This window comes from Pseudomonas sp. p99-361 (assembly GCF_003935475.1).
In the GTDB taxonomy this organism is placed as follows: Bacteria; Pseudomonadota; Gammaproteobacteria; order Pseudomonadales; family Pseudomonadaceae; genus Aquipseudomonas; species Aquipseudomonas juntendi.
Window position 1 is genome coordinate 1 of record NZ_RHQO01000079.1, and the last position, 20,261, is coordinate 20,261.

The following is a 20,261-nucleotide window of genomic DNA, read 5'->3' on the forward strand; positions in this document are numbered from 1 at the left end:
CAAGGAGTTTGTCGTTCCGTTGTCGCTGGAAGTGGGGCGCATTATAAGGGGATTCGAGAGGGCGTCAACCTTTAATTTCATTTATTTGAAATATTCCAGGCGAAGGCTGTTTTGAGGCCGCGAAGTGTTCGCCACAACATTTTCAGTGCCTGTGAGATCGAGCGCCGCGCGGGCGGCGCTCGATCTCACAGGCACTGAATGTGTTGCGGCGTGCGCCTCCCAACCCCACCACTATCTATAGACAGGCCCATTGCCCAACCTGAACCCAACTCACCCCCCCTTACCGCCTGACCAACCCAGCCAACCTCCGCGAAACCGCCGGAACCCTCACCCCCATCAACACAACCCCAACAAACGCATAAACCGCCCACTCCCGCAGATCCGAACGCACGATCCACAAGAAATGCAGCAACCCCAACCCCAACACCGCATACACCAACCTGTGCAGCTTCTTCCACCGCGCCCCAAGCCGCCGCTGGCTATACCGGTTCGAGGTAACCGCCAACGCCAACAACCCAAGAAACCCCAGCGCCCCGACAATAATGTAAGGCCGCTTGCGCAGCTCCACCGCCAACTGCCCCCAATCCAGCCCGAGAATAAAGAACAGGTAACAGAGAATGTGCAGCACGATATACGCAAACACCCATAACCCCAGCTGCCGCCGCACCACGATCCAACCCGACCACCCCGTCAGCTTCTGCAGCGGCGTCATGCTCAAGGTCACCAGCAGGAAGATCAGCGCGCCAAGCCCCAACCGGTCCATCATGATCTTGCCCGGGTCAGGCCCCAGCAACCCCGTTGCCGCTTCGTACAACCACCAGGCAGGAAACAGGCAGCCCACAATAAAGATCGCCAGACGAAACCAGGGATAGCGCATCAGTAGTTCTTCCGCAGGTCGATCCCGGCATAGAGCGAGGCCACTTCGTCGGCATAGCCATTGAACATTTGCGTCTCCCGCACATTGGGACTGAAAAGCCCGCTAGGCAGCCGCCGCTCCCGCGCCTGGCTCCAGCGCGGGTGATCGACAGTGGGGTTCACATTGGCGTAGAACCCATATTCATCGGGTGCCAGGCCCTGCCAGGTAGTTCCGGGCTGCTCGGCCACCAGGCTGATGCGCACGATCGACTTGATGCTCTTGAAACCATACTTCCACGGCACCACCAGCCGCAGCGGTGCACCATTCTGGTTGGGCAACTCGCGGCCATACATGCCTACCGCAAGAACCGCCAAGGGGTGCATCGCTTCGTCCAGCCGCAGCCCTTCTCTATAAGGCCAGTCGATCAGCGCAAAACCCGAGCGTTGGCCAGGCATATGCTCCGGGTCTTTCAGCGTTTCAAAACGCACGTAACGTGCCTTCGACGTCGGCTCGACCTGCTTCAGTACCTGAGCCAATGGGAACCCCAGCCACGGGATGACCATCGACCAGGCCTCTACACAACGCAGCCGGTAGATGCGCTCTTCAAGCTGGTAGGGTTTGACGAAGTCTTCCAGGGCATAGCGCCCAGGCTTGCCGACTTCACCATCCACCACAACCGACCAAGGTTCGGTTTTCAGGCTGTCGCCATTGGCCGCCGGGTCGCCCTTGTCGGGGCCGAACTCATAGAAGTTGTTGTAGTGGGTAGCGTCCTTGAACGGCGTGATCGCCTCCCCTTTGGCCGTGACTGCCTGCCACTGCGTGGCGCCGAGCTTTTCCGTGAACCAGCCAGGCGCCCTACCCGGCTCGACATCGGCATAACGGCTGGCCTCGGCCGCACGACCAACACTGGGCAATGCGCCCAGGGCCAGGCCGGCCAACGAGCCACCCAACAACGTACGACGGGACAGGTAAATGCCTTCGGGGGTGATCTCCGATGCCTTGCACTCGGACGACCTGGGAAGCTTGATGAGCATGAGCGGCTCCATAGCACTGGGTAACGGACGTACCAGTAAGACTATGGAGCCGGCGGGTTATTCCAGCGTTAAGCGTTTTTTACGCTTTACGTCGGCGCGACTTGAGCAGGAACTGGATAGGCCCCGAAGCCGCGTAGGCGAGGAAGATCAGCAGCAGGATACGCGGCGGGTCGCTGAACACCACGGCAAACACCAGCACCACGGCAAGAATGGCCACAAATGGCACACGGCCCTTGAGGTCCAGCTCCTTGAAGCTGTTGTACTTGATGTTACTGACCATCAGCATGCCTGCAGCCGCCACCAACAGCGCCACCAGGAACGACAGCTTGGAGCCCTGAATACCGTAGTCGCTGAACGCCCACACGGTGCCGGCCACAACACCCGCGGCAGCCGGGCTGGCCAGGCCGATGAAGTAGCGCTTGTCGGCGGTGCCGACCTGGGTGTTGAAGCGTGCCAGGCGCAGCGCGGCGCCGGCAACATAGATGAAGGCGACCATCCAGCCAACCTTGCCCATGTCACCCAACGCCCAGCCGAAGGCCAGCAAGGCCGGGGCCACACCGAAGGCGACCATGTCCGACAGCGAGTCATACTCGGCGCCGAACGCGCTTTGGGTATTGGTCATGCGCGCGACACGGCCGTCGAGGCCATCGAGCACCATGGCCACGAAGATGGCAATGGCGGCAAAGGCGAAATACTTGCTCGCTTCACGCGGGTCGCCAGCGCTCAGGGCGCTCTGTGCGCTCATCGAGCTGATGATGGAATAAAAGCCGGCAAACAGGTTGGCGGTGGTGAACAGGTTGGGCAGCAGGTAGATGCCGCGGTGGCGCACCTTGCGACCTTCGGCGTCATGGCCTTCTTCAACGTGCTCATCGACCGGTAGCAGGCTTTCGGCGTCGGAGGGCTTGTTCGGCTCTTCGGGACGTTCGCTCATGGAGGGTACCTTGCAACAGGATGGAAAATGTTCGACACGGGCCCGCGAAACAGGTTCTGACGGCAGGCCACTGGTCTGCTTTATACCAGATGCTGACTGCCAGAACGAAAAAACGCGGCCGAAGCCGCGTTTTTCATGTTGCGATGCTACTTAGTTCTTGGCTTTGTCGACGATCTTGTTCGCCGAAATCCAAGGCATCATCGAGCGCAGTTGCTCACCGATGATCTCGATGCCGTGCGAAGCGTTGTTACGACGCTTGGCGGTCATCGATGGGTAGTTGGTGGCGCCTTCGGAGATGAACATCTTCGCGTACTCGCCGTCCTGGATGCGCTTCAGTGCGTTGCGCATGGCCTTGCGGGATTCTTCGTTGATGACTTCTGGGCCGGTGACGTACTCACCGTACTCTGCGTTGTTGGAGATCGAGTAGTTCATGTTGGCGATACCGCCTTCGTACATGAGGTCAACGATCAACTTCAGCTCGTGCAGGCATTCGAAGTAGGCCATTTCTGGCGCGTAGCCAGCTTCAACCAGGGTTTCGAAACCGGCTTTGACCAGCTCTACGGTACCGCCGCACAGAACAGCCTGCTCACCGAACAGGTCGGTTTCGGTCTCGTCCTTGAAGGTGGTTTCGATGATGCCGGTACGGCCACCACCCACGCCAGCGGCGTAGGACAGGGCGACGTTCTTGGCGTTGCCCGAAGCGTCCTGGTAGATCGCGATCAGGTCAGGGATACCACCGCCCTTCACGAACTCGGAGCGCACGGTGTGGCCCGGCGCTTTCGGCGCGATCATGATCACGTCCAGGTCGGCGCGCGGCACAACCTGGTTGTAGTGGATCGAGAAGCCGTGGGAGAAGGCCAGGGTAGCGCCCTTCTTGATGTTCGGCTCGATTTCGTTCTTGTACAGCGTGCCCTGGAACTCGTCCGGGGTCAGGATCATCACCAGGTCAGCCGCAGCGACAGCGGTAGCAACATCGGCAACTTTCAGGCCGTGGGCTTCAGCCTTGGCAACGGTAGCCGAACCTTTACGCAGACCGACGGTAACGTCTACACCGGAGTCCTTCAGGTTGCACGCCTGAGCGTGGCCCTGGGAGCCGTAACCGATGATGGCGACTTTCTTGCCCTGGATGATGGAAAGGTCGCAGTCTTTATCGTAGAAAACTTTCATGAAAATACCCCTGGTTATATCTCGGCCCCCTGCGGAGCCATCGCTAATTTTTAAATTCAGATGCTGAGCACTTTGTCGCCACGGGCAATGCCGGTAACGCCGCTGCGCACGGTTTCGAGAATCGATGCGGTGCCGATGGCCTGGATGAAGCTGTCCAGTTTGTCGCTGGTACCGCTCAGTTGTACGGTGTACACACTGGCAGTCACATCGACGATCTGGCCACGGAAGATATCCGTGGTGCGCTTGATCTCGGCGCGCTGGGCACCGGTGGCCTTGACCTTGACCAGCATCAGCTCGCGCTCGATGTGGGCGCTTTCCGACAGGTCGACGAGCTTGACCACTTCGACCAGCTTGTTCAGGTTCTTGGTGATCTGTTCGATCACTTCGTCATGGCCAACGGTGGTCAGCGTCAGACGCGACAGGGTCGGGTCTTCGGTCGGCGCCACGGTCAGGCTTTCAATGTTGTAGTTGCGCTGGGAGAACAGGCCGACCACACGGGACAAAGCACCGGGTTCGTTTTCCAGCAGCAGGGAAATGATATGCCGCATATCAGGTACGCTCCGTCTTGCTCAGCCACATGTCACGCATCGAGCCATCCTTGATCTGCATCGGATAGACGTGCTCACTGCGGTCAACCGCGATGTCGATGAATACCAGGCGGTCCTTCATCGCAAACGCTTCTTCCAGCATCGGCTTGAGGTCCTTCAGGCTGGTGATGCGGATACCCACATGGCCATAGGCCTCGGCCAGCTTGATGAAGTCAGGCAGCGACTCGACATACGAGTGCGAGTGACGACCGTTGTAGGCCATGTCCTGCCATTGGCGGACCATGCCCAACACCCCGTTGTTCAGGTTGACGATCTTCACCGGCAGGCCGTACTGCATGCAGGTGGACAGCTCCTGGATGTTCATCTGGATGCTGCCTTCGCCGGTCACGCAGGCCACGTCCTGGTCCGGGAAGTTGAGCTTGATGCCCATCGCCGCCGGGAAGCCGAAGCCCATGGTGCCCAGGCCACCGGAGTTGATCCAGCGGTTCGGCTTGTTGAAACGGTAGTACTGCGCCGCGAACATCTGGTGCTGACCTACGTCGGAGGTGACGAAGGCATCGCCTTTGGTCACTTCGCACAGGGTCTCGATGACTTTTTGCGGCTTGATGACATTGCCGTCGCCCTTGTCGTAAGGGAACAGCTCACCATTGCCACGCCACTCGTCGATCTGCTTCCACCAGGCATCCAGCGCGGCCTTGTCGGGCTGCTCGCCGATTTCCTTGAGGATGCCGAGCATTTCGCTGAGCACGCTGTCGACCGGGCCAACGATAGGTACATCGGCTTTGATCATCTTCGAGATCGACGCCGGGTCGATATCGACATGGATGATCTTGGCATTCGGGCAGAACTTGGCCGGGCCGTTGACCACGCGGTCGTCGAAACGCGCACCGACGGCGAAGATCACGTCGGCATTGTGCATGGCCATGTTGGCGGTGTAGCTGCCGTGCATACCGAGCATGCCGAGGAACTGGCGATCAGTACCCGGGAAGCCGCCCAACCCCATGAGGGTGTTGGTGACAGGCAGGTTCAGCGACTTGGCGATTTCGGTCAGCGCTTCGGAGCCACCGCCCAGGATCACACCGCCACCGGCGTAGACGATTGGGCGCTTGGCAGCCAGCAGCATCTCGGCCGCCTTGCGGATCTGGCCGGAGTGGCCACGGACCGCCGGGCTGTACGAGCGCAGCTTGACCTTTTTCGGGTAGACGTATTCGAACTTTTCAGCTGGGTTGGTCATGTCTTTTGGAATGTCGACCACGACTGGACCTGGGCGACCGGATTGCGCCAGGTAGAACGCCTTTTTCAGAATTTCAGGGATCTCGGTCGGGTGCTTGATCATGAAGCTGTGCTTCACGATCGGCCGCGAGATACCGATCATGTCGGTTTCCTGGAAGGCATCGGTACCTACCATGGTGCTTGGCACCTGGCCGGACAGGATGACCATCGGAATCGAGTCCATGTAGGCGGTGGCAATACCGGTGATGGCATTGGTCGCGCCCGGGCCGGAGGTTACCAGCACCACACCGGCCTTGCCGGTGGCGCGGGCGTAGCCGTCCGCCATATGGGTTGCCGCCTGTTCGTGGCGAACCAGGATGTGTTCCACTTCCGGTTCTTTGAACAGCGCGTCGTAAACATGCAGGAGAGCACCACCAGGGTACCCGTAGATGTGCTTAACGCCTTCGTCACGCAAGAAGCGGACGACCATCTCAGCGCCAGATAAAAGCTCCACGTTGTTCACCTCTAAAACGCCAGAATACCGCCCCTTCAGGACGGGTCTTAATAGGTTTACTGCCAAGCAGAGCATGAGCGAACGTCAGCACTGACTGAGCAAGTATTGGGAGCGCCCCAGAGTGTTGCGGGGTTTTCCCACCCAGCGCGAGGTAACGCGTTGCGGGGTGTAACAGGTCGGCGCGGGTGTGCGCCTCATGATCTGCTTAGCGGGTCTGCTTCTGGCAGTCCCTCTAAAGCGGAAGTTGGATTCTTGTGATTCGGCGCGCACAAGTCAAGAAAAATTATTGCCAATTTTTCCCCGAGATGAATTCTTGCAACCACTAAAAATCGCTTCAGCAGCAGAATTAATAAGATTTCCATAAAAAAGGGCCACAATCTGCGGCCCTTGACGAAAAAACTGAAGAAATCAGGCAGAAGGAGCGATCAATTGGTCAAAAGCTGCCAACAGCCGGCGCAGCTCACGACTTTGCTCCGGCCGGTCAGCAAACACCGTTTCGGCCATGACCAGGATGCTGGAGGCATTTGGCAGCGGCTGGCCGAGCTCGATGATGATCTTCATGCGTTGCAGGAAGATCCATTGCAGCCATTGCTCGAAACGCAAGGTATCGACGGCGAAGGGCACCGTACTGGCCAGCGCCTCGTCGCTCGGTGGCTCGTCCTCCCACCAGCCTTGCACCTGCAGCTCACGCTCGATCAGCAGCAGGTGGTCGGCGATGTCCAGAATACGTTGCTCGATCATCAGGAACTGACCCGCGCTTTTTGCCGGGCCAAGGCGGCGCCAGCGCTATCGCCCTGTTTTTCACGGGCTTGTGCGATGGTGTTCCACAGTTCGGCCTGCAGGCTGGGGCGGCCATTGGCGTAGGTCAGGGCGCGACGCGCCAGCTGCTCGGCCTGCGGGGCATCGCCTTGCGACAAACGCACCTGGGCCAGGCGGTAGAGCACCTGCGGTTCGCGCGGGGCAATGCGCTGGGCACGCTCCAGACTGGAAGCAGCGCCGTTGAAATCGCCACTGCCCTGCTGGGTGGTGGCAGTGGTCAGCAGTGCCAGTACTGGGCCGTCCAGTTGCTCGTCAGCCGCCAGGCCACCTGCAGCCGTGTTGCTGCGCGGAATACCGGTGGGGGCACTGGTGCTTTGTGGGGCGCTGTTCATCGCCGCGATATCGAACGGTTCGTCGGCGATCGGGTTGGGGTTGGTGGTCATGGGCGCCGACGTGGCCGGCCCGGTAGCGATCGGCCCCGGCGTGATCGGCGCGGTGCTGATCGGCGCCGCGCCATTGGACGCCGGGAAGGTCTGGATGCCCGAAGCGCCTGCGCCCTGCGGGATCATCACGGTGACGCCGGAATCCTCAGGCATTGTTTGCGCTTGCGCGGTGCCAGCGTTGTAACCACCCGCCGGGCGGTTGGCAGACACGCGCTCGCTGTTCGACACGCGGGTGCTCGAATCGACCACCGGAATATTGCCGCGCGGGACGCTGGAGCACCCCTGGAGCACAGCCAGCGCCGTCACGGCAGGAAACAGCCACTTGTTCACGTCACACCTCATCAATGCAGCCTGCGCTTAATTCATCCAGCCCTTGACCCAGTCCATGACCGATTCAGCTGGATTCTGCTCACCGCCACAGGTTGCGCCGGCGGGCGGTTCACTGCCGCGAATATACGGCATCTGTACCGCTCCCGGACAGCTGCCGTCAGACCCTTGGCCGCTGTAGGGGTCGATCCAGGCCTGTACCACGTTGTCCGGTTGCGGCATGTCCAGCGGCAGCGGGTCGGCCTTCTTCATGAAGCTGGTCCATACCTGCAGGGCACCGGTGGCGCCGGTGAACGGTGTTTTCCCGTTATCGTCGCGGCCCATCCACACTACCGCCAGCAAATCCTGGCTGAAACCAGAGAACCAGCTGTCGCGCGAGTCGTTGCTGGTACCGGTCTTGCCCGCCAGGGTCAACGAGCGCGGCAAGGTGTTGTACACCGAGCGCCCGGTACCTTCGCGCATCACTCGCTGCATGGCGTTCTGCACCAGGTAGATGGCACCCGGGTCGAAGGTTTGCTGGATCTGGAACGGGTAGCGCTTGAGCGGTTCGCCCTCGGCGGTGAGCACACTGCGAATACCGCGCATCGGCGTGTTGAAGCCACCATTGGCAATGGTCTGGTACATGGTCGCGACCTGCATCGGCGACATGCCGCCAGCCCCCAGCAGCATGGCCGGGAAGGCTGGCCAGTCGACATTCACCCCCAGCCGGCCGATGGTCTTGATCACGTTTGGCACCCCCACTTCCAGGCCGATCTTGGCAGTCGACAGGTTGTAGGAATTGGCCAGCCCCTGGTACAGGTAGATCGTGCCGTGCGGGCGGCGGTCATAGTTTTGTGGGCGCCAGACCTGGCCGTCGCCACCTTTGACCGAGAACGGCTCATCCTGCACCCAGCTGGTCAGGGTGTACTTGCTCGGCTGCTCCAGCGCGGTCAGGTAGACAGCCGGCTTGACCAGCGAGCCGATCGGCCGCGAGGCATCGATGGCGCGGTTGAAGCCGGCGAAACCTGCCTGGCGGCTGCCGATCAGGGCCTGTACCTCACCGGTTTCCGGGTTGGTCACGACCATCGCCGATTCGACCTCGTCCGCCCCTTTGCGCCCGGCCAGGCGCTTGAACGTCTCGCTCATCGAGGCTTCGGCCTTCATCTGCAGGATCGGGTCGAAGCTGGTAAAGATACGCAAGCCTTCCTCGGTCAAGTCTTCATCGCGGTAGTCCTGGCGCAACTGCCGCTTGACCAGGTCGAGGAAGGCCGGGAACGAGCTGTCGGCCAGGCTGCCACGTTTGGTCACGCCCAGCGGCATTTTCTTCGCTGCATCGACCTCCTCTTGGCTGGCCACGCCTTGTTCGGCCACCAGGTCGAGCACCAGGTTGCGGCGGGCCAGGGCACGTTCAGGGTAACGCCGCGGGTTGTAGTAGGACGGGCCCTTGACCATGCCCACCAACAAGGCGATCTGGTGCAGCTTCAACTCCGACAGCGGCTGGCTGAAGAAGAACTGGCTGGCCAGGCCGAAGCCGTGCACGGCACGCTGGCCGTCCTGCCCGACAAAGACCTCGTTGAGGTAGGCCTCGAGGATTTCGCGCTTGTCGTAATGCAGTTCGAGCAGCACCGCCATCATCGCTTCGGTCACTTTGCGGCTAAGGCTGCGCTCGCTGTTGAGGTAGAAGTTCTTCACCAACTGCTGGGTCAAGGTACTGCCACCCTGGCGCATCGAGCCGGATGAAGTATTCACCCACATGGCCCGGGCGATGGACTTGGGCGACACGCCATGGTGGCTGTAGAAGTCGCGGTCTTCCGTGGCAACCAGGGTCTCGAGCAGGTACTTGGGCACCTGGTCGATCTTGATCAGAATGCGGTCTTCAAGGTTTTTCGGGTAGATACCGCCGATCATCAGCGGCTCCAGGCGCACCACGTCAAGCGCCTTGCCATTGGCCCCGGAAAGGCCGGCCACGTAATCGCCGGAGAAGCGCACGCGCACGAATTGCGCGGGCTCCATGCCCTCGTAGAACTGGAAGCCACGGGTGTTGAGGTCGACGGTATTGCCGTTGACGGCGGCCGCCCCCGGCCCATTGGCCGCGCTTTCACGCCGGTAGCCAAGCGCGTCGAGCTCGGTGAGGAAGTCGTTCTTGCTCAGTTTCTGGCCGGTGAACAGCTCCAACGGCCGTGCATACACCTTGGCCGGGATGGTCCAGCGCTTGCCAGAGAACTTCTCCTGGACAACGGCATCGAGGTAAACCGCGAAGCCGGCGACGATCACCAGGCCTACCAGGCTGAGCTTCAAAGCCCAGCCCAGCCAGGCGCGGGAGCGGCCGGTCGGGCGTTTTTGAGGGGTACGGGGAGTTCGGGTTCGAGTCATGACGGCGGATTATACGCACTTTGGAAAGACTGGGCAGGCGGCCCGGCGGTAGGCAGGGACGGCACCATTGACCATAATGATGCATTCGAATTCCCTGCCCCCGGAAGGATTTGCCGTGAGCCAAGCTCTTATCACTGCGTTGCAGAACCCCGCCCTGTACCCCCACCCCGTGGACGGGTTCCAGCTCATCGAGACGCATATCTCCTGGGTGCTGCTGACGGGCGAGTACGCCTACAAGATCAAGAAGCCGATGAACTTCGGCTTTCTCGACTTCACTGGCCTGGACCAGCGCCAGCATTTCTGTAACGAAGAATTGCGCCTGAACCAGCGCCTGACCGACGGCCTGTACCTCGACGTTTTGCCGATCACCGGTAGCGCCGATGCGCCGCAGCTCGCCGGCGAAGGCCAGGCCATCGAATATGCCCTGAAGATGCGCCAGTTCCCCCAAGGGCAGATGCTCAGCACCTTGCAGGCCAATGGCGAACTGAACGCCACGCACATCGACCAGATGGCCCGGCAGATCGCCGAATTCCACCTGCAGGCGCCGCGGGTACCGGTCGAGCACCCACTGGGCACGCCGGAGGCCGTCATGGCGCCGGTGGAGCAGAACTTCGAGCAGATTCGCCCGTTCCTCAGCGACAAGGCCGACCTGCAACAGCTAGACGCCCTGCAAGCCTGGGCACGCAGCAGCTTCGAGCGGCTGCATGGCCTGCTGGAAAAACGCAAGGCCAATGGCTTCATTCGCGAATGCCACGGTGACATTCACCTGGGCAACGCCACGCTGATCGATGGCCAGGTGGTGATCTTCGACTGCATCGAATTCAACGAACCGTTTCGCCTGACCGACGTCTACGCCGACACCGGCTTCCTGGCGATGGACCTGGAAGACCGCGGCCTCAAGTGCCTGGCCCGGCGCTTCATCAGCCAGTACCTGGAACTGACCGGCGACTACGAGGGCCTGGAGCTGCTCAACTTCTACAAGGCCTACCGCGCACTGGTACGGGCCAAGGTTGCCCTGTTCAGCATGCCGGCCAATGCCGATGGCGTGCAGCGTGCCACCACCCTGCGCACCTACCGCAACTACGCCAACCTGGCAGAAAGCTACAGCGCCATCCCTTCGCGCCTGCTGGCCATCACCCACGGTGTATCGGCAGTGGGCAAAAGCCACGTGGCCATGCGTATGGTCGAGGCCCTGGGCGCGGTGCGCGTGCGTTCCGACATAGAGCGCAAGCGCTTGTTCGGCGAACAGCAGCAGGTTGAGACCGCCCAGCTCAGCACCGGGATCTATGCCGAGGAGGCCAGCACTGCCACTTACCGGCGCCTGCACGAAGTCGCCGCGACCGTACTGCGGGCAGGGTTCCCGGTGGTGCTGGATGCCACCTACCTCAAACGCGAACAGCGCCAGGCTGCGGCCGAGGTCGCCAGCCAGACTGGCGTGCCGTTCCTGATTCTGGACTGCCACGCGCCGGACGCGGTAATCGCCAGCTGGCTGCAGCAGCGCCAGGCCGAGAACAGCGACCCGTCGGATGCCACCCTGGAGGTGGTCAAGGCGCAACAGGCCAGCCGAGAGGCGCTGGATACGCAGGAGCTGGTGCAGAGCACCCACGTTGACACCCAGACCGCTGGCAGCATGGACCAGGTGATCGAGCAGATTCGCCAGCGTCTGCCTGGCTTGTAAGCTAGCCGGCTTCCTGGGCCGGTCCTTCGCGGGCTTGCCCGCTCCTACAGGTAAACCACAGCCCCTGAAGGCTGCGCCGAACCTGTGGGAGCGGGCGAGCCCGCGAAGAGGCCGGCACTGGGCATCTCATCGCCCCGATGGCAAAAAGCCGCGTATTCCCCAACCCCCGCTACACTCCTCTCTGACCTGCTCGCGATTTATCTCCCCATGACCCGTTCAGCCATCGCAAGGAGGCTCGATGAACGATGAATTGCAGCATCTGAAAAACCTTGGCAAGACCTCTGCGCAGTGGCTGCATGCGGCCGGCATTCACAGTGCATCGGATCTGCGCCGCCTGGGTGCGGTGGGTGCATACCAGGCCGTGAAGACGCGAGGGTTTCGCGCATCGAAGGTGCTGTTGTATGCCATAGAAGGCGCCCTGCTGGATATGCACTGGAACGATTTGCCACTCGAACGCAAGGAAGCCCTCAACCAACAACTGGATGCGAAAACACCCGCGCAAAAAAATCCAAAATAAGCGCGAAAAGGGGATTGACGGCTAAATGAGAATTGTTATGATTATCACAACTGGTCGCGAGACTGGTTGGATAAGCTAAGAGCCCCTGGTTCGGACTCTCAGATTATCTCCTCATCAGGCTAATCACGGTTATTGACCCGGCAATTTGCCGGGTCTTTTTTTGCCCAAGGTTTCCATGTCTTATCGTTTTAGGTGCGCGCAATAATCCTGCTCTGTCATCGCCGCCGTGTACCACACGTAATCGGCCTCACCTGCTTCAACCTTCTCGCCCACCTCGGCCAGCATCAGCACCTTGCTCGCACCCTGCGCACCCAAGTCACTCAGGTGCAACGGCACGCCCAGGTCCTTGCGCACGTGATAGGCCCCGGCAAACAGCAGTGCCGGTTGCGGCGCCGCCAGCAAGCGCTCGGCCATGCGCCGGTCACGCTGCTGCTGCACGGCCAGCATCGCCGGTAGCTGGCTTTCCGGCAGCATCCCGCAATGCCCGGCGCGTACCTGCTGCAGCAAGCTCGCCCTGACGGTCGCCGCATTGGATTTCTCGCCCGCCAATGGCGCTGGCTGCCGGTAGGCGTGGCGCATTTCACTTGGGGAAAGGTTGGCGGCCAGCAGCGGGATCTGCTGTTGCAGGGCTGCACGCACGATGGGCCCGTACAACTGCCAGTCCCAGCCCTCCTGCCACGCCAGTGCCATGGGCAAGTCTGCCGGCAAGGGTTGCCCTTTGAGCCTGTCCACCCGCGGCTGCTGTTCAGGTTGCAGCATCTCCAGCAATAGGCTGCCCTGGGCACGCTGGCTCTGCAGGGCGCGCAGCAACCACACTTGCAGTGCGTGGTGGTCGGGGTTGTCATGTTTTTCGCCGACCAGTACTCGCGGTGCGGTAGCCAAACGCTGCACCAGTTGGTCCGGGCTGATTACCTGCCCGCTGCCGAGATCGACCACCTGCCCAAGCTGGGCATGCGTGCGCCCTTCGGTGCTCTGCCAGGCAGGCAACGGTGGCAGGCTGGCCTGGCAGCCGCCCAATACCAGTAACATGCACAGCGAAAAACCGGACAACAGCGGGTGTCGCATTGGCAGAAGCTCCATGGGTAGCGGCCGCTCACGACCACGATCGGGCCGGCTTTAACGGGTAATGATCAGCGGGTGGCCACGCTCAGGATGTGCCTGCACCAGCACGTCGATCCCGTACACAGCTTTCAACGCTGCCGGCGTCAGCACCTGTTCAGGCGAGGCAAAGGCATGGCAACGCCCCTGCTCCAGCAACAGGATCCGGTCACAGTAGCGCGCCGCCAGGTTCAGGTCATGCAAGATCACCAGCACCGCGGCGCCGCGGTCGGCAAAGCGGCGCACAGCCTCCAGGGTAGTGTGCTGGTGCAGCGGGTCGAGCATCGAGGTGGGCTCGTCGAGCAACAAGGTAGTGCCCTGCTCCCCCGGCCACAACTGTGCCAGCACACGGGCAAGGTGCACGCGTTGCCGCTCGCCTCCGGACAACGCCAGGTAACTGCGCCCTACCAGGTGCCAGGCATCTGCTGCCTGCAACGCCGCTTCGACAATTTCGGCGTCGCGCCGCTGCCCGGTGCCGTGCGGCATGCGGCCCATGGCCACCACTTCCTCGACGCTGAACGAAAACCCCAGGCTCGACACCTGAGGCAATACGGCCAGGCGCCGGGCCCGCTCTTGTCCAGGCCAATCACCGAGGCCGCGCCCCTGCAACGTCAACCGCCCACGGTCTGGCACCAGCTCGCCACACATCACGCCCAACAGGCTGCTCTTACCCGCGCCGTTGGGGCCGAGCACGCCCACCACCTGGCCGGGGGGCAATTGCAGATCAATGTCATGCAGCACCTCGTTGCTGCCCCGCCGCAAGTGCAGGCCCTCGGCATGCAACATCAGCTGCGCCCTCGCACCAGCAGGAACAGAAAGAACGGCGCCCCGACAAAGGCCGTGACAATACCGATCGGCAACTCGGCAGGTGCCAGCAGCAGCCGTGCCGCCAGGTCGGCAAACAGCATGAGCACACCGCCAGCCAGCAGCGAGGCTGGCAACAACACCCGGTGATCCGGCCCGGCCAGCAAGCGCACCAGGTGCGGCACCACCAGGCCGATGAAGCCGATCAGGCCGGCAGCCGCAACAGCCGCACCCACCCCAAGCGCCGTGCAGAACACCAGTTCGCGCTTGAGCCGCTCCACATCAACGCCCAGGTGGCGGGCCTCGGATTCCCCCAAAAGCAAGGCATTCAGCGCTTTGGCCCGCCGTGGCAGCCACAGTGCCACACCCGCCGCCACCAGCAATAACGGCCATAGCCGGTCGTAGCTGGCACCGTTGAGGCTGCCCAGGTTCCAGAAGGTCAACGTGCGCAACGTGGCGTCATCGGCCAGGTAGGAGAACAACCCCACCACCGCGCCGCCCAGTGCCGTCATCGCGACCCCGGCCAGCAGCATGGTGGCCACGTTGGTCTGCCCATCGCGGCGGCCCAGGCGGTAGACCAGCGCCGTCACGCCAAGGCCCCCGACAAAGGCACAGAACGACAGCAAATAGGGTGCAATGGCCTCTGGCAGGCCGCCGAACCAAGCCCCGCCGACAATAGCGAGCGCCGCGCCCACGGCCGCCCCGGCGGCCACCCCGACCAAACCCGGATCGGCCAGCGGATTACGGAACAACCCCTGCATGGCGACCCCGGACAACGCCAGCACCGCGCCCACTGCCAGCCCAAGCAAGGTGCGCGGCAGGCGGATCTGGCCAAGGATCATTTCGGCCTGCTGCAAGCCGTCGGCGGTAACGGGCAGGCCCATCAACCGCAGGCCCGCGCGCAGGGTATCGAACAGCGGCAGGCTGACCGGCCCCAGCGCCAGCGACAGCCACACCGCCAGCAGGCACAGCAGGCTCAGGCAAATGAACAACGTACGTGGCTGAACCCGCTGTTTCATTGTGCGAAGCTGGCCTTGGCTGCCGGGTAGAAGGTAGCTGCCAGTGATTGCAAGGTCGCCGGCAGGCGCGGCCCAAGCCCACCGACCAGCAGCGTGGGGTCAAGCGATACCAGGCGTTGCCCACGCACGGCACGCGAAGCCGCCAGCGCCGGGTTTTCTTTCAACAAAGCCTGCAGCGCCTGCTCATCGGCCAGCGCCCGGTCGGAAAACACGATCACATCCGGGTCCAGGGCAGCCAATGCTTCGTTCGAGAACTGCTTGTAGCCCTGATGCTCTGCCAGGTTGCGCCCACCGGCCTGGCCCAGCAGCCAGTCACCGGCGGTGCCCTGCCCGGCGATCAGCGGCTTGGCCCCAGCGTGCCCGACCAGCAGCAACACCCCGGGTGCCTTGTGCTGCGCCTGGGCCTGCTGGACCTTGGCCTGCAAGGTTTGCAGTTGCTGATGGTAACCCGCGCCCAGCGCAGTGGCCTGGGGTTCTGCACCCAGCAGTTGCCCCAACTGCTTGAGGTTGCTGTCTACCGCCGCCAGCTCGGCCTTGCTGGAAAACAGCTCGACACGCACACCGGCCTTGCGGATTTGCGCCAGTACCGGCGGCGGGCCCATTTCTTCGGTACCCACCAGCACATCCGGGCGCAGGCTGAGCACGCCCTCGGCCGACAGCTGGCGCTGGTACCCCACGCTGGGCAGCGACTTCAACGAAGCTGGGTGCTGACTGGTCGTGTCCACCCCCACCAGCCGCGCTTCACCACCTAACGCGCATATCCACTCACTCAGCGCGCCGCCGGCGCTGACCCAGCGTTGCGGCAGGTCTGCCGCCAGGGCCTGGCTAGAGAGCACAAGGCTTGCACACAAGGCGAGCAAAGCGACGGGACGACGCATCATCGGGTTCCTTCTGAAGGCGAGCTGCACGCCTTGTGGCGAGCGGCGGAACTGCGCACCATGGACGGCCGAACGCAGCGAATGCGGGCAATTTGATAATTATTCGCATTGACGCGTCAAGCCATCATCTGTTTCACGAGTCGTACTGCCATGCATTTTCTTTGTACCTCACCCAGCCTGGCCGAGGGCCAGACACGCGCCTTCAGCGTAGACGGCCTGCAACTGTTCGGCGTGCGCCGCCAGGGCCAGGTCTACCTGTACCGCAACCGCTGCCCACACAAGGGCATCCCGTTGAACTGGGCACAGGAGCGGTTTCTCGATGACAGCGCGAGCCTGATCCAGTGCGGCCATCACGGCGCGCTGTTCCTGATCGAGAGCGGCGAATGCGTGGCCGGCCCCTGTGACGGTGAGCAGTTGCAGGCCCTGGGCTGCCATGAAGACACCCAGGGCGTCTGGCTCAAGGGTTGAGCAGCACCGGCAAGCGGCGGTCGATGACGATACCCTGCGGGTCCAGGCGCGTGCCGTATGCCAGCACTTGCACCCCGCCCGCCACCGCAGCACGCAACGCCTGGGCGTAAGCGGCATCGATCTCCTCGGCAGGGCGCACCGCGTCGATGCCGGTCAGGTTGACGCAATACAGTTGCACCGCCCGTATGCCTTGGCTGGCCAGCTTCGCCAGCTCGCGCAGGTGCTTGGCCCCGCGCTGGGTCACCGCATCGGGAAACGCCGCAACCGGGCTATCGGGGTAGCCCAGGGTCACGCTCTTGACCTCGACGTAGGCCGGGGCACCGTCGAACTCCAGGCGGAAGTCGATGCGGCTGCCCTCCTCGCCATACGCCACCTCACGCCTGAGTGCCGTGAACCCGGCCAGCTCGGCGATCGTACCGGCGTGCAGCGCCTCTTCCACCAGGGCATTGGCCCGCCCGGTATTCACGCACGCCAACCGGCCCTGTGGGGTTTCGCTGATTTCCCAGGTGCCCGGCAGTTTGCGCTTGGGGTCGTTGGAGCGGCTGAACCACACCCGCCCGCCTTCACGCATGCAATTGAGCATGGAGCCGGTATTCGGGCAGTGGATGGTCAACTGCTCGCCGCTGGCCAGTTCGATATCGGCCAGGAACCGTTTGTAGCGACGCAGCAGGCGGCCGTGTTCGAGTGCAGGTGAAAAAAGCATCAGCCTTGCCAGCTCCGCAAGCCACGGGCAATGCGATGCACCGCCTCCTCCAGGCGCGGCAGGCTTTGCGTGTAGGCAAAGCGCACATGGTGCCCGGCCAGGTGGCGACCGAAGTCCAGGCCCGGGGTGAAGGCCACGTGTTCGGTCTCCAGGAAATGCCGGCAGAAGGCAAACGCATCACCGCCATAAGCGCTGATATCGGCATATAGATAGAACGCCCCCTGCGGCTCAACGGCAATGCGGAAACCCAGCTCGCGCAGCGCCGGCAGCAGGTAGTCGCGGCGGCGGGCAAATTCGGCGCGACGCTGTTCGAAGATGGCCAGGGTTTCGGGCTGGAAGCACGCCAGCGCAGCATGCTGTGCCATGCTCGGCGCACTGATGTACAGGTTCTGTGCCAGTTTCTCCAGGTCGGCCACGGCCTGCGGTGGCGCCACCAGCCAGCCAAGGCGCCAGCCGGTCATACCGAAATACTTGGAAAAACTATTCAGGACAAACGCCGAATCATCCATTTCCAGCACGCTGGGCGCATCCATGCCGTACGTCAGCCCATGGTAAATCTCGTCGACTACCAAGTGGCCGTGCCGTTCACGGGTGGCCTTGGCCAGGCTGGCCAGTTCGGTACGGCCCAGCACCGTGCCGGTCGGGTTGGCCGGCGAGGCGACCAAGGCGCCAACGGTATCCTGGTCCCAGTAGCGCTGCACCAGGTCGGCGGTCAACTGGTAGTTCACCTCCGGGCCGACCGGTACCAGTTGCGCCCCGCCTTCTACCAGGCGCAGGAAGTGGCGGTTACACGGGTAGCCCGGGTCAGCCAGCAGCCAGTGCTTGCCGGGGTCGACCAGCAGGCTGCTGGCCAGTAACAGGGCGCCCGAGCCGCCTGGAGTAATGAGAATGCGCTGCGGGTCGATGTTCAGGCCATAACGCTGGGCATAGAACCCGGCTATCGCTTCGCGCAGCGCCGGCAGGCCGCGTGCGGCGGTATAGCGGGTGTGGCCGGCGGCCAGCGCGGCCTGGCCCGCAGCCACAATCGGTGCTGCGGTGGTGAAGTCCGGCTCGCCGATTTCCAGGTGGATCACGTCGTGGCCGGCCGCTTGCAGCTCGTTGGCCCGCGCCAGCAGTGCCATGACATGGAAAGGTTCGATGGCGCGGCTGCGCGCGCTGTAGGGGTGGGCCATGACCTTCTCTCAATAGCGGCTAAACTGGAGATTCTACCTGCGTAAGCAATCGAACGTACCGCTCAGGCCGGTGTCAGTTAGCAGGATCGGGCGGGCTAGCGCACCCCCGATCTATCTGGTAAGTTCGGCGGCTCGCAGTCGCAGGGCCGGCGGTCGCCGGAGATGGAGCATCCTGCGCATTGGATCAGATGAGTGAGAGGCGGTCTATTCATGTCCACCGTAGAAAAGCAAAAAACCGGTCAGACCATGTACGGTGTCGAGCCTTACGTAGAGTCCAAGGGTGAAGAATACATGGGTGAGCCCATGAAAAAGCACTTCACCAAGCTTCTCGGCGCCTGGAAGCAAGAGCTGATGACCAGTGTGGACCGCACTGTGGATCACATGAAGGACGAGGCAGCCAACTTCCCCGACCCGGCCGACCGTGCCAGCCAGGAAGAAGAATTCGCCCTTGAGCTGCGCAACCGCGACCGCGAGCGCAAGCTGATCAAGAAAATCGACAAGACCCTCGACAAGATCAAGGCCGACGAATACGGCTGGTGCGAGTCGTGCGGCATCGAGATCGGCCTGCGCCGCCTGGAAGCCCGCCCTACCGCCGACCTGTGCTTCGACTGCAAGGAAATCGCCGAGAAAAAGGAAAAAACGGTCGGCAAAGGCTGATCTTTCTTCCCACCGAACGGGGCGCATCATGCGCCCCGTTGCATTTGTATACCCAGCCAGACCATGACCAACTCCAGCTACATTGGGCGCTTTGCCCCCACCCCCAGCGGTTTCCTGCACTTTGGCTCACTGGTGGCTGCACTCGCCTCCTGGCTGGATGCCCGGGCGGTCGACGGCCGCTGGCTGCTGCGCGTGGAAGACACCGACCCGCCCCGGGAAATGCCCGGCGCCCGTGACGCCATCTTGCAAACCCTCGAACGCTACGGCCTGCACTGGGACGGCGAAGTGGTGTTTCAAAGCCAGCGCCACGACGCCTATGCCGCGGTGGTCGACCGCCTGTTCAACATGGGCCTGGCCTATGCCTGCACCTGCTCGCGCAAGCAACTGGAGGCCTATGGCGGCATCTACCCAGGCCTGTGCCGTAACGCCGGGCATGCGCGCGAGGGTGCGGCGATCCGCTTGCGGGTGCCAGAGCTGATCTACCGTTTCAGTGACCGCGTACAAGGCGTTTACCAGCAACACCTGGGCCGCGACGTGGGCGATTTCGTGATACAGCGCCGCGATGGCCTGTATGCCTACCAGCTGGCGGTGGTACTGGACGACGCCTGGCAAGGTGTCACCGACATCGTGCGCGGTGCCGACCTGCTCGACAACACCCCGCGCCAGTTGTACCTGCAAGAGCTGCTGGGCTTTTCGCAGCCGCGCTATCTGCACATACCGCTGATCGTGCAGCCGGACGGCCACAAGCTTGGCAAGTCATACCGTTCGCCGCCGTTGCAGGCCGAGCAGGCGACGCCGCTGTTGTTGCGGGCGTTGCGGGCGCTGGGGCAGGCGACTGACCCGCAGTTGCTGCTGGCAACGCCGGCTGAAGTATTGGCCGTGGCCCGCCAGCAGTGGCGGCCCGAAGCGATTGCGCAGCGCACGACGGTGCCAGAGGCTGAACTGCGCTGAGGCCTTGCCGGCCCTATCGCAGGCAAGCCAGCTCCCACGGGGATCGCATCAGGGCTGGCAGGTGTTTGTCAGAAGGTATGCAGCGCCTGTGGTGATCCTGTGGGAGATTCTATGGTTCCTGGCAAGGGTAGCCGCTGCATCTTCAGTGCCTGTGAGATCGAGCGCCGCCCGCG

Annotated in this window: 20 protein-coding genes; 5 read left to right on the forward strand and 15 right to left on the reverse strand. The window is 62.6% G+C overall.

Annotation, left to right across the window (positions count from 1 at the left end; translation table 11 throughout):
- Window positions 1-280: 280 nt before the first annotated feature.
- The 9 genes from msrQ to mrcB form a co-directional block, all read right to left on the reverse strand.
- Window positions 281-877 (reverse strand): protein-methionine-sulfoxide reductase heme-binding subunit MsrQ, encoded by a 597-nt coding sequence (gene msrQ / locus EGJ22_RS22745; protein ID WP_029886424.1) that lies wholly within the window; start codon window positions 875-877, stop codon window positions 281-283.
- Window positions 877-1,890 carry a protein-methionine-sulfoxide reductase catalytic subunit MsrP gene (gene msrP, locus EGJ22_RS22750; RefSeq protein ID WP_029886423.1) on the reverse strand — a complete coding sequence of 338 codons (1,014 nt, stop codon included), beginning with the start codon at window positions 1,888-1,890 and terminating at the stop codon, window positions 877-879. The genes msrQ and msrP overlap by 1 nt, the downstream gene beginning before the upstream one ends.
- Before the next feature lie 79 nt (window positions 1,891-1,969).
- Entirely contained in the window at window positions 1,970-2,821 is an 852-nt protein-coding gene (gene pssA / locus EGJ22_RS22755; RefSeq protein WP_009685387.1) for a CDP-diacylglycerol--serine O-phosphatidyltransferase, read from the reverse strand.
- A gap of 150 nt (window positions 2,822-2,971) precedes the next feature.
- Window positions 2,972-3,988, reverse strand: coding sequence for a ketol-acid reductoisomerase (gene ilvC / locus EGJ22_RS22760; RefSeq protein ID WP_009685386.1), 1,017 nt, complete (start codon window positions 3,986-3,988; stop codon window positions 2,972-2,974).
- A gap of 56 nt (window positions 3,989-4,044) precedes the next feature.
- On the reverse strand, window positions 4,045-4,536 hold the full coding sequence (gene ilvN, locus EGJ22_RS22765) for an acetolactate synthase small subunit (RefSeq protein WP_003250040.1): 492 nt from the start codon (window positions 4,534-4,536) through the stop codon (window positions 4,045-4,047).
- A gap of 1 nt (window position 4,537) precedes the next feature.
- Window positions 4,538-6,262 (reverse strand): acetolactate synthase 3 large subunit, encoded by a 1,725-nt coding sequence (locus EGJ22_RS22770; protein ID WP_009685385.1) that lies wholly within the window; start codon window positions 6,260-6,262, stop codon window positions 4,538-4,540.
- A gap of 408 nt (window positions 6,263-6,670) precedes the next feature.
- On the reverse strand, window positions 6,671-7,003 hold the full coding sequence (locus EGJ22_RS22775; protein ID WP_009685384.1) for a YqcC family protein: 333 nt from the start codon (window positions 7,001-7,003) through the stop codon (window positions 6,671-6,673).
- Complete coding sequence (locus tag EGJ22_RS22780) at window positions 7,003-7,806, reverse strand: M48 family metallopeptidase (protein WP_029886422.1); 804 nt, start codon at window positions 7,804-7,806, stop codon at window positions 7,003-7,005. The genes EGJ22_RS22775 and EGJ22_RS22780 overlap by 1 nt, the downstream gene beginning before the upstream one ends.
- Before the next feature lie 15 nt (window positions 7,807-7,821).
- Window positions 7,822-10,143, reverse strand: coding sequence for a penicillin-binding protein 1B (mrcB, locus tag EGJ22_RS22785; RefSeq protein ID WP_029886421.1), 2,322 nt, complete (start codon window positions 10,141-10,143; stop codon window positions 7,822-7,824).
- Window positions 10,144-10,258: 115 nt separating this feature from the next.
- Between mrcB and EGJ22_RS22790 the strand changes: the two genes are divergently transcribed.
- Complete coding sequence (locus tag EGJ22_RS22790) at window positions 10,259-11,821, forward strand: bifunctional aminoglycoside phosphotransferase/ATP-binding protein (RefSeq protein ID WP_029886420.1); 1,563 nt, start codon at window positions 10,259-10,261, stop codon at window positions 11,819-11,821.
- Window positions 11,822-12,059: 238 nt separating this feature from the next.
- A complete protein-coding gene (locus tag EGJ22_RS22795) occupies window positions 12,060-12,338 on the forward strand; it encodes a TfoX/Sxy family protein (protein ID WP_029886419.1) in 279 nt (92 codons plus the stop codon).
- Window positions 12,339-12,518: 180 nt separating this feature from the next.
- Here the strand turns inward: EGJ22_RS22795 and EGJ22_RS22800 are convergent, their stop codons facing one another.
- The 4 genes from EGJ22_RS22800 to EGJ22_RS22815 are packed head-to-tail and all read right to left on the reverse strand — an operon-like array spanning window position 12,519 to window position 16,140.
- On the reverse strand, window positions 12,519-13,403 hold the full coding sequence (locus EGJ22_RS22800; RefSeq protein ID WP_029886418.1) for a ChaN family lipoprotein: 885 nt from the start codon (window positions 13,401-13,403) through the stop codon (window positions 12,519-12,521).
- Between the two features lie 51 nt (window positions 13,404-13,454).
- Window positions 13,455-14,222 (reverse strand): heme ABC transporter ATP-binding protein, encoded by a 768-nt coding sequence (locus EGJ22_RS22805; RefSeq protein WP_029886417.1) that lies wholly within the window; start codon window positions 14,220-14,222, stop codon window positions 13,455-13,457.
- Window positions 14,222-15,205, reverse strand: a complete 984-nt coding sequence (locus tag EGJ22_RS22810) for an iron ABC transporter permease (protein WP_172828436.1) — start codon at window positions 15,203-15,205, stop codon at window positions 14,222-14,224. The genes EGJ22_RS22805 and EGJ22_RS22810 overlap by 1 nt, the downstream gene beginning before the upstream one ends.
- Window positions 15,206-15,255: 50 nt before the next feature.
- Window positions 15,256-16,140: a hemin ABC transporter substrate-binding protein gene (locus EGJ22_RS22815; RefSeq protein WP_029886415.1), complete on the reverse strand. Its 885-nt coding sequence runs from the start codon at window positions 16,138-16,140 to the stop codon at window positions 15,256-15,258.
- Between the two features lie 147 nt (window positions 16,141-16,287).
- Here EGJ22_RS22815 and EGJ22_RS22820 point away from each other — a divergent pair, with 147 nt between their 5' ends.
- Window positions 16,288-16,605, forward strand: a complete 318-nt coding sequence (locus EGJ22_RS22820; protein WP_029886414.1) for a Rieske (2Fe-2S) protein — start codon at window positions 16,288-16,290, stop codon at window positions 16,603-16,605.
- Here EGJ22_RS22820 and sfsA read toward each other — a convergent pair.
- Window positions 16,595-17,308, reverse strand: coding sequence for a DNA/RNA nuclease SfsA (gene sfsA / locus EGJ22_RS22825; protein WP_029886413.1), 714 nt, complete (start codon window positions 17,306-17,308; stop codon window positions 16,595-16,597). The two genes, EGJ22_RS22820 and sfsA, sit on opposite strands and share 11 nt — an antisense overlap.
- Window positions 17,308-18,480 (reverse strand): pyridoxal phosphate-dependent aminotransferase, encoded by a 1,173-nt coding sequence (locus tag EGJ22_RS22830; RefSeq protein ID WP_029886412.1) that lies wholly within the window; start codon window positions 18,478-18,480, stop codon window positions 17,308-17,310. Before EGJ22_RS22830 ends, sfsA begins: the two co-directional genes overlap by 1 nt.
- 210 nt (window positions 18,481-18,690) lie before the next feature.
- On the opposite strand from EGJ22_RS22830, the gene dksA reads away from it, so the two are divergent.
- Both dksA and gluQRS read left to right on the forward strand, forming a co-directional pair.
- Window positions 18,691-19,137: an RNA polymerase-binding protein DksA gene (gene dksA, locus EGJ22_RS22835; protein WP_009685370.1), complete on the forward strand. Its 447-nt coding sequence runs from the start codon at window positions 18,691-18,693 to the stop codon at window positions 19,135-19,137.
- Window positions 19,138-19,200: 63 nt separating this feature from the next.
- Window positions 19,201-20,088 (forward strand): tRNA glutamyl-Q(34) synthetase GluQRS, encoded by an 888-nt coding sequence (gene gluQRS, locus EGJ22_RS22840; protein WP_029886411.1) that lies wholly within the window; start codon window positions 19,201-19,203, stop codon window positions 20,086-20,088.
- The last annotated feature ends 173 nt before the right edge of the window (window positions 20,089-20,261 follow it).

What these genes read in the sequence shown, in the direction of transcription:
- sfsA (WP_029886413.1), bottom strand. Translation starts at nt 17,308, where the DNA reads ATGCTTTTTTCACCTGCACTCGAACACGGCCGCCTGCTGCGTCGCTAC.
- mrcB (WP_029886421.1), bottom strand. Translation starts at nt 10,143, where the DNA reads ATGACTCGAACCCGAACTCCCCGTACCCCTCAAAAACGCCCGACCGGC.
- EGJ22_RS22775 (WP_009685384.1), bottom strand. Translation starts at nt 7,003, where the DNA reads ATGATCGAGCAACGTATTCTGGACATCGCCGACCACCTGCTGCTGATC.
- pssA (WP_009685387.1), bottom strand. Translation starts at nt 2,821, where the DNA reads ATGAGCGAACGTCCCGAAGAGCCGAACAAGCCCTCCGACGCCGAAAGC.
- ilvN (WP_003250040.1), bottom strand. Translation starts at nt 4,536, where the DNA reads ATGCGGCATATCATTTCCCTGCTGCTGGAAAACGAACCCGGTGCTTTG.
- msrQ (WP_029886424.1), bottom strand. Translation starts at nt 877, where the DNA reads ATGCGCTATCCCTGGTTTCGTCTGGCGATCTTTATTGTGGGCTGCCTG.
- gluQRS (WP_029886411.1), top strand. Translation starts at nt 19,201, where the DNA reads ATGACCAACTCCAGCTACATTGGGCGCTTTGCCCCCACCCCCAGCGGT.
- EGJ22_RS22800 (WP_029886418.1), bottom strand. Translation starts at nt 13,403, where the DNA reads ATGCGACACCCGCTGTTGTCCGGTTTTTCGCTGTGCATGTTACTGGTA.
- EGJ22_RS22830 (WP_029886412.1), bottom strand. Translation starts at nt 18,480, where the DNA reads ATGGCCCACCCCTACAGCGCGCGCAGCCGCGCCATCGAACCTTTCCAT.
- EGJ22_RS22780 (WP_029886422.1), bottom strand. Translation starts at nt 7,806, where the DNA reads ATGAGGTGTGACGTGAACAAGTGGCTGTTTCCTGCCGTGACGGCGCTG.
- EGJ22_RS22815 (WP_029886415.1), bottom strand. Translation starts at nt 16,140, where the DNA reads ATGATGCGTCGTCCCGTCGCTTTGCTCGCCTTGTGTGCAAGCCTTGTG.
- EGJ22_RS22820 (WP_029886414.1), top strand. Translation starts at nt 16,288, where the DNA reads ATGCATTTTCTTTGTACCTCACCCAGCCTGGCCGAGGGCCAGACACGC.
- msrP (WP_029886423.1), bottom strand. Translation starts at nt 1,890, where the DNA reads ATGCTCATCAAGCTTCCCAGGTCGTCCGAGTGCAAGGCATCGGAGATC.
- EGJ22_RS22795 (WP_029886419.1), top strand. Translation starts at nt 12,060, where the DNA reads ATGAACGATGAATTGCAGCATCTGAAAAACCTTGGCAAGACCTCTGCG.
- ilvC (WP_009685386.1), bottom strand. Translation starts at nt 3,988, where the DNA reads ATGAAAGTTTTCTACGATAAAGACTGCGACCTTTCCATCATCCAGGGC.
- dksA (WP_009685370.1), top strand. Translation starts at nt 18,691, where the DNA reads ATGTCCACCGTAGAAAAGCAAAAAACCGGTCAGACCATGTACGGTGTC.
- EGJ22_RS22805 (WP_029886417.1), bottom strand. Translation starts at nt 14,222, where the DNA reads ATGTTGCATGCCGAGGGCCTGCACTTGCGGCGGGGCAGCAACGAGGTG.